The following is an 8,510-nucleotide window of genomic DNA, read 5'->3' as shown; positions in this document are numbered from 1 at the left end:
CAGCTTCAGGAAGAAATCATAAAAAAGCTTTAGTGCTCACAAAAAGGCACGTAAAACGTGGGCACAGCAACTACAACAAAATCATTCGGTTAGTATTGCTATGAATTGTGCCATTGTTGGCTTAAGCCGTTGTGCTTACTATTATCAACCTAAGTTACAGGATGATTCAGTGATTATTTCGGTGTTGAATGCTATCACAGACCGGCATTTACGCTGGGGCTTTCCTAAATGCTTTAATCGTATTAAAAAGCTCGGCTATAAATGGAATCATAAACGGGTGTATCGGGTGTATTGCCAATTAAAGCTTAATCTCAGGGTAAAGCGTAAAAAACGTATTCCTCCACGATGCCTGGAAAGGTTATTAGTCCCCAATAAACAAGGTGAGTGCTGGTCAATGGATTTTATGAGTGACAGTAGTCGTAATCAGCGTCACTTTAGGACATTCAATGTCATCGATGACTTTAATCGTGAGGCGTTAGGCATTGATATTGCAGTAAGCTTACCAGCAGGGAGAGTTACCCGTTACTTAGATAAATTGGCTGAATATCATGGGTATCCATTAAAAATACGCGTCGATAATGGGCCAGAATTTACAGGAAAAACCTTTATAAACTGGGCTAAATCACATAATATAACCATTGATTATATCCAGCCCGGTAGCCCTTATCAAAATGGCTATATTGAACGATTTAATCGTACCTATCGTACTGAAGTACTCGATTTATATCTTTTTAACAACTTAGCACAAGCAAAGAGAATAACCGAAGAATGGTTAACGATTGATAACACTGAAAGACTGCATGAGGCATTAAATAACATGACACCGATAGAGTATAAAACACTAAAACAAGCAGCTTAATTTTCTACGTGAATTGTGTACTAGGTTTGGGGGGGGATTTACAATTCATTTACTGATTAGAAAAAAAGTGGTATTCAGTTTTTTTATTGAGAAAATTGATTTTTTCAATATTTTTAATAAAAAATTACAAATTAATATAAATTTATGATAAAGTAATAGAGTATTTTAAAATTATTTTTAAATACTAAAGTAAATGTTGATGCTAATTAGCGATTATGACCTTAAATTGAAAGCTTATGAGTTTCATATTTAAAATATGGATAATTAATAGAATTTACTTGATACATAATGGATATAAATGAGCCACTATTTACACGAACTAGCCCATACCAAGAGAAATATACTATTGTTACAAGGTCCTGTAGGTCCTTTCTTTAACAAAGTTGCAGATTGGTTACAAAATTTCAACAATAATGTTTTCAAAATAAATTTAAATGGAGGTGATGAGCATTTTTATCCATGTAATAGTGTTTCTTTCTATGACTCGATTGAGGTCTTCCCTCAATTTTTGGAAAATTACATTCAACAACATACTATCGATGCCATTGTTGTTTTTGGTGATTGCCGTACTTATCATAAAATAGCCAAGTCAGTAGTAGATTCTAATCCAAATTTGTCATTTTGGGTGTTTGAAGAAGGTTATCTTAGACCTCATTATATTACTTTTGAGAAAGATGGGGTTAATGGTTTTTCTCTCTTACCAAAAAATCATGATTTTTATCAGAATGTTGAAATTACCTCTATAGATGAAAGTAATGGGAAGTCTCATTATTATTCAATGATTTACTACAGTATTATTTATTATATTTTTATGCTATTAAAGAAATATAAATATTCTAATTATATACACCATAGGAACACATCATTATCTTTTTATGCTTCCCATTGGGCTTTAGCTTTAATTAGAAAATTGAAATCAAGGTTAATAAAACCTAGATTGATAAAAAATGTTATTAACAATGAGTATAAACCATTCTATATTTTTCCTTTGCAATGCAATCAAGATTTTCAAATTCAAGTGCATAGCCATTATCACTCTATGAAATCATATATTTTCAGAGTTATACGCTCATTTTCTTTATTTGCTGATAAAAAAAGCTATTTACTAATCAAGCATCATCCGATGGATGAAGGTTTTAATAATTATAACCGATTAATAAAAAAATTGGCTAGTCGTTACGATGTTAGTAAACGGGTGATATATATCCTCGGCGTTCCTATGCCAATTTTACTTAGAAAAGCAATTGGATTGGTAACAGTTAACAGTACTTGTGGACTTTCAGCTTTGATTCATGGATTACCTGTTATTGCTCTCGGTAAAGCACATTATGATATAAAAGGGTTAACTTTTCAAAACGGACTCGACCGTTTTTGGAAGGAAAGGCAGAAACCCAACACTCAGTTGTTTGAAAGATATCGTAGTTATTTGTGTAATAAATCTCAAATTAAGGGATCTATTTATTATGCTGACTTTAAGTTAAATATTGAGTAGTTTATTCATAAGAGAAAACATAAATGATATATACAGTGGCAAATATCAACGTGGATGGTTATTATTCAGATAATAAAGGAAATTTGATTGTAGCACCAAAAAATTTGCATACTGTAACAGTAAATTTTGTTGGCGGTAATAATAAGTTAATTATTGCGGATACAAGTAAAATTCGTAATATTAGTTTTGATTTTCCATCGCATAATGCGGTTATCCTTATTGGGAAAAATGGAAACTTATCAGGACAAATAAGAGCTGGCTATTCTTGTCACATTAACATTGGTGATAATGTAACTTGTACAAATAAAATATATATCACATCAGCAGAAAAAACAAAAATCATCATTGGAGATGATTGTATGTTTTCTACAGGTAACCAAATTCGTTCTGATGATGCTCACGCAATTTATGATGTTAATTCAGGAGAACGAGTAAATAAATCTAAAGATATTATTATTGGTGAACATGTATGGTTTGCTTTTAATTCAGTAATTTTATCTGGGAGCCAAATTGGAGAAGGTTCAGTTGTCGGGTTTGCTAGCATAGTAAAAGGGGAATACCTAAATAATTGTATAATTGTAGGAGCTCCCGCAAGATCTACTAAATATGACATTGCTTGGGAAAGACCTCATGTAATGCTCAGTGAACCTTGGATTAAAACCCATCAAAATCAAATAAAATCTAAAAAGGAATATTGGAATAAGACAATTGAAAATAAACCCATCTATGTAGGTCAAGGCGTATTTCATAATATACACAAATTAAATCCCTTTGAAGAATCCACCAATAAAACAAAATATCATCCTTATGTTGAATTATATTATATGTTTCTTCAGGAAAATAGAATTTATTTAAAGGGAATTGCGGCTATTATTGGGATTCCTTGCCCAGAATATAGTCCATGTATAAAAAACTACTTATTATTTATCAATGAAAGTTCATGTCACTCAAAGCAATTAGCAAAATTTTCAGATCCGAATATTAGTAGGAAGTTATTTAATGGTGATTATATTAGTTATGATAAAGCAGGTATGTTCAGTTTTAGAAATGAAGGTTTATCAATTGATAATATTCCTGATGGGACTTATAAATTGGAGATAAAATTAACTTTCAATAAATTAGAATATTATAGTGAACTTAAAAGTGAGGATTTTAAAGAATCGTTTTATCAAAATGATGAATTGATATTAAAACTATATGTTATTCAAAATAATGTTTATTTCGAAAAAATAACCAAGACTCTGTTATAACAAATTTACTATTGATATACATTAGATTCATAATATGAGTAAACTTAATAAACTTTTAAAAAATCCGGGAATATTTTTTAGGGATTATTTTATAAAGAAATACCCATTGTCCCTAGATGAACAAGGCCATAATTTATTGCATGAAAATATTTTGATTGAAAATGATTTTAGATTATATGATATTACTGCAAATGAATGTAATGAACCTGTTGATGTAGTTATTACATGGGTAAATAATCAAGCTCCTGATTGGGTAGCAAAGTTTGAATATTATAAAAATAAACAAATTAATGGCATTAATCCCATCTCCATAGATAATGCACGGTTTGAATATCATGGCGAGTTGTTTTATGTGATTAAAAGTATTAAAAATTTTATGCCATGGGTAAGAAATATATTTTTAGTTACGGACAATCAAATCCCAGAATTTAAGTTACCTGATAAAGTTGTTATTGTTGATCATAATCAAATAATTGATAAAAAACATCTTCCTACTTTTAATTCCCATGTGATAGAAGCTCATCTACATAATATACCTAATTTATCAGAGAACTTTATTTATTTTAATGATGATGTCTTTGTCGCTAGAGATTTACCTAAATCTCATTTTTTAAGTGGCAATAATTTATCATCTCTATTCCTAAATAATAAAAATTTAGATGTTATGCTCAAAAAAGGAATTAGTACTCCTACATTATTAGCATCGTTAAACTCTAGAAGACTATTATTTAAAAAGTATGGAAAAGATATAAATATTCCCTTAGTTCATACATACATACCGTTAAAAAAAACTTATTTTAATTTTGCATGGGATTATTTTTATAAAGATATTGGGGAATTTATTAATAATAGATTTAGAGCTGATAATGATATTAATTTAGCTACATTTTTAGTGCCATGGATGATGTACCTTGAAAGCCAATCAATATTGGCTCGTGATATTTGTTATTACTTTAATATTCGTTCAGCATTTGCTAATACAAATTACCGTGTTTTGTATTATAAAAAAAAAAATAATAATAATAAAATGCTGCCACATTCTATTTGTGCAAATGATTTTCTAACAAAAAAAATAGGATTACAGTATCAAGAAGATTTAATGAATTTTTTAAAGTCTTTTTATACTTAGTAATTTTATTATTAATTTACAAATAATTACAATAATAATGTTGGGTTGTTGTGACCATATATAAGGATTATATTACTATGTCAATACCGTATTTTGTATTATAAAAAAAAATAATAATAATAATAAAATGCTGCCACATTCTATTTGTGCAAATGATTTTCTAACAAAAAAATAAGATTACAGTATCAAGAAGATTTAATGAATTTTTTAAAGTCTTTTTATACTTAGTAATTTTATTATTAATTTACAAATAATTACAATAATAATGTTGGGTTGTTGTGACCATATATAAGGATTATATTACTATGTCAATACCGTATTTTGTATTATAAAAAAAAATAATAATAATAATAATAAAATGCTGCCACATTCTATTTGTGCAAATGATTTTCTAACAAAAAAATAAGATTACAGTATCAAGAAGATTTAATGAATTTTTTAAAGTCTTCTTATACTTAGTAATTTTATTATTAATTTACAAATACTTACAATAATAATGTTGGGTTGTTGTGACCATATATAAGGATTATATTACTATGTCAATAGATAAAAAATGGAAAAAATTCAAGAGAAATCCTAAGATCTTTTTCTCTGATATGTATCAAAAAAGAAAAAATAACATATTAAAATACACTCCGAAAAGAAGATATAAAACCGAACAAGTATTTACGGTTATATCAGCTGTATATGGTGTGGAAAAATATCTAAATGATTATTTTAAGAGTCTGGTAAATCAGACAATTGGTTTTAAATCACATATTCATTTAATTTTGGTTGATGATGATTCTCCTGATAACTCAGCAAAAATTATTCATGAATGGGTAGAAAAATATCCTGATAATATTACCTATATTCACAAAGAAAATGGTGGGCAAGCATCTGCACGTAATTTAGGTATGGATTTTGCGAAAACAAAATGGGTAAGCTTCATTGATCCAGATGACTTTATCTGTTTAGATTATTTCGAAGAAATTGCTAAAACTATTGATAATAATCCTAACTTAGGAATTATTAATTGTAATTTAGTATTTTTTTATGAAAAATCTAGACAATATAGCGACACTCATGCCTTGAAATATAAATTCCAAAATGGCGTTATATATACTTCTGGAAGTAATCTTGAAAAAAATATTATTATGTCCGCTAGTTCTTCTGTTTTTGATTTAAAAATAATTATTAATAATGGTTTACTTTTTCATAAGAAAGTGAAACCTACATTTGAGGATGCAAGATTTATTTCGGAATATTTATTCTATATGCAATCTCTTCAGGCTGCTTTTATACCTAACGCAAAATATTATTACAGGAAAAGAGCAGATGAGTCTTCAACTATTGATAAATCTTGGCAGGATACTCGCAAATATCTAGATATATTTGAATATGGTTACATTTTTATTCTAGAATTTTATCATAACAAAATGCAAGGCAAAGTACCAGAGTTTATTCAACGACAAGTATTATATGATTTATCATGGTATTGTAAGTATCTTTTGAACAATCCATCTCCTTTGGAAATTTTAGACGAAGAACAAAAGAAAAAATTTCATCAAAATGTAAAAAAAACTTTTAGATATATTAATAGAAAGGTAATTTTAGAATTTGAATTGGCTGGTATCTGGTTATTCTTTAAGATAGGAATGTTGGGGGCATTTAAAAATGATGATAGTTTTAAACAAACAGCTTATATCGAGAGATTTGATCAAGCTAAACAAGAAATATTAATTTCTTATAATTCCTTTGAAGATAGTGTAATTTCTGTGATGTTTGATGGTGAGGATACAATACCAAGGTACATAAAACAGAAGAGGCATACCTTCGCTGCAGAGTATTTTGTTACAACAAATAAAATGTGGATAAAATTACCTGATCATTTTAATAATTTTCAAATAATAATTAACGGTATTTTGTCGAGAATTTCACTTTCTGGTCAAGTTTTTAATAAATTAACTAGAGAAAGTTTATTTACTCACCTAAAAAAATTATTGCCTGAAAACCAAGATGAACATTGGATATTAATGGATAGAGATATTCAAGCAGACGATAACGCTGAGCATTTATATCGATATATAAATAAAAAACATCCTGAACAAAAAATTTATTATGTACTTTCAAAAGATTCTCATGATTGGAATAGATTAAAAGCAGATAATTTTAAATTACTAGATTTTAATTCTGCACAACATAAATTTTTATTAAAAAGAGCATCTAAGATTATCAGTAGTCATGCAGAGAAACATATCCATAATTTTTTTAGTGATAACTCTATGATAAAACAACAGTTTGTATTTTTGCAACATGGAGTAATAAGTCAAGATTTATCAACATGGTTAAATGGTAAACCTAATATTGATTTAATGATTACAAGTACTAAAGCGGAAAAAGACTCTATTACGTTTAATCAACAATACTATTTGACAGCAAAAGAAGTGGTTTTAACAGGTTTAGCAAGGCATGATTCCCTTTTTTTTAAACATAAAAAATTTTCATCAAATGATAAAATTATTTTAATTATGCCCACATGGAGAAATTATATTTTACCTGCAACTAAATTAGGGCAGTTTAAAAGAGATATAAATTCTAATTTTATGCTAACGCAATATGCAATTTATTGGCAAAGTTTTTTAAAAAATTCAAGGTTGAAAGAAATTTCAAATAAAAATATTAAGATAATTTTTGCACCACATAAAAATATAGAGCCTTATCTTGATAATTTTGAATTGCCTGCTTATATTGAAACATGGAAATCTCAGGAAGAGAGTATACAAAATTTATTTTTAAAATCTTCACTATTGGTAACTGATTATTCCTCTGTTGCTTTTGATATGGCTTTTTTGGAAAAACAAGTTATTTATTATCAATTTGATGAAGATGAGTTTTATTCAGGGAAACATACTTATACTAAAGGATATTTTGATTTTAGAAAAGATGGATTTGGTCCAGTAGTGACCAAAGAAAATGAGTTAATTGAAGCTATAGATAAAATTGTTCGTAATGGGTTTATTATTGAACAACCATACATATCTAGAATAAAAAATCTTTATCCTTTTAGAGATGGAAAATGTTGTGAGCGAATTTTTCAAGCCATCAAAAATTTAGATAAGCCTTCAACAAATAAATTTGTTGATTTAGAAATTTTGAAAAGGTTTATGTTAATGTCTAGTTATCATAGAGACTGGAACAGTGCTATAGAACGTTCGAAAAGAATTTTATTACTTGGTGACAACAAACATAAAAATATTGCGTACCAAATTTTAGCCGAAGCGAGTTACCATCAATATCAACCATCAATATTTTTTGATAATGCTGATATAAATTTTGAACAAATTAAAGATAACAAAACCAAAGCTTTGATTTTAATGGCTTGTGAAAAATGGGAGGAAGCTTATTCATACTGGGATATAGCAATTAATAAACAAGAGATTGATTACTATTATCAATTAATGTGTTATCAACATATTTATCATCAAGGACATAAATTAGCAATTAACATTTCAGATTTAGAAAAACTAACTGAAAATAAAAGTGTTTTATATTTATTTAAAGCATTAATATATAATTCTCAACAGAATTTAGAGGATGCAATAAAACAACTTAATTTATGTCTAACTTATAATACCTCTTCTTTATTTTTGAAAAGATATCAACCCCAATTATTGTTAGCCGATATATATAGGCGTATAGGTGAATTAGCTAAATGTCACTCACAATTAATTGATTTTGAAAAACATACTAGAAATAATACGCAATGTCGTATTCAAATAGCTAAATTAGCTTTGAAAA

Annotated in this window: 4 protein-coding genes and 1 pseudogene; all 5 read left to right on the top strand. The window is 27.8% G+C overall.

Going from position 1 to position 8,510, the window contains the following annotated elements; translation table 11 throughout:
- Positions 1–58: 58 nt before the first annotated feature.
- Positions 59–859: pseudogene (locus A9G43_RS07430) on the top strand (IS3 family transposase); the annotation flags it as partial.
- A gap of 298 nt (positions 860–1,157) precedes the next feature.
- Positions 1,158–2,351 carry a capsule biosynthesis protein gene (locus tag A9G43_RS07425; protein ID WP_065607922.1) on the top strand — a complete coding sequence of 398 codons (1,194 nt, stop codon included), beginning with the start codon at positions 1,158–1,160 and terminating at the stop codon, positions 2,349–2,351.
- 35 nt (positions 2,352–2,386) lie between these two features.
- Entirely contained in the window at positions 2,387–3,601 is a 1,215-nt protein-coding gene (locus A9G43_RS07420) for an acyltransferase (protein WP_141674046.1), read from the top strand.
- Between the two features lie 34 nt (positions 3,602–3,635).
- Positions 3,636–4,730, top strand: coding sequence for a stealth family protein (locus tag A9G43_RS07415; protein ID WP_065607918.1), 1,095 nt, complete (start codon positions 3,636–3,638; stop codon positions 4,728–4,730).
- A gap of 536 nt (positions 4,731–5,266) precedes the next feature.
- On the top strand, positions 5,267–8,510 hold a 3,244-nt coding region (locus tag A9G43_RS07410), incomplete at its 3' end, for a CDP-glycerol glycerophosphotransferase family protein (protein ID WP_065607916.1).

Origin of the sequence: Gilliamella sp. Occ3-1 (genome assembly GCF_001690655.1) — a bacterium.
Lineage (GTDB): Bacteria > Pseudomonadota > Gammaproteobacteria > Enterobacterales > Orbaceae > Gilliamella > Gilliamella apicola_P.
This window is presented reverse-complemented; position numbering and strand designations above follow the sequence as displayed.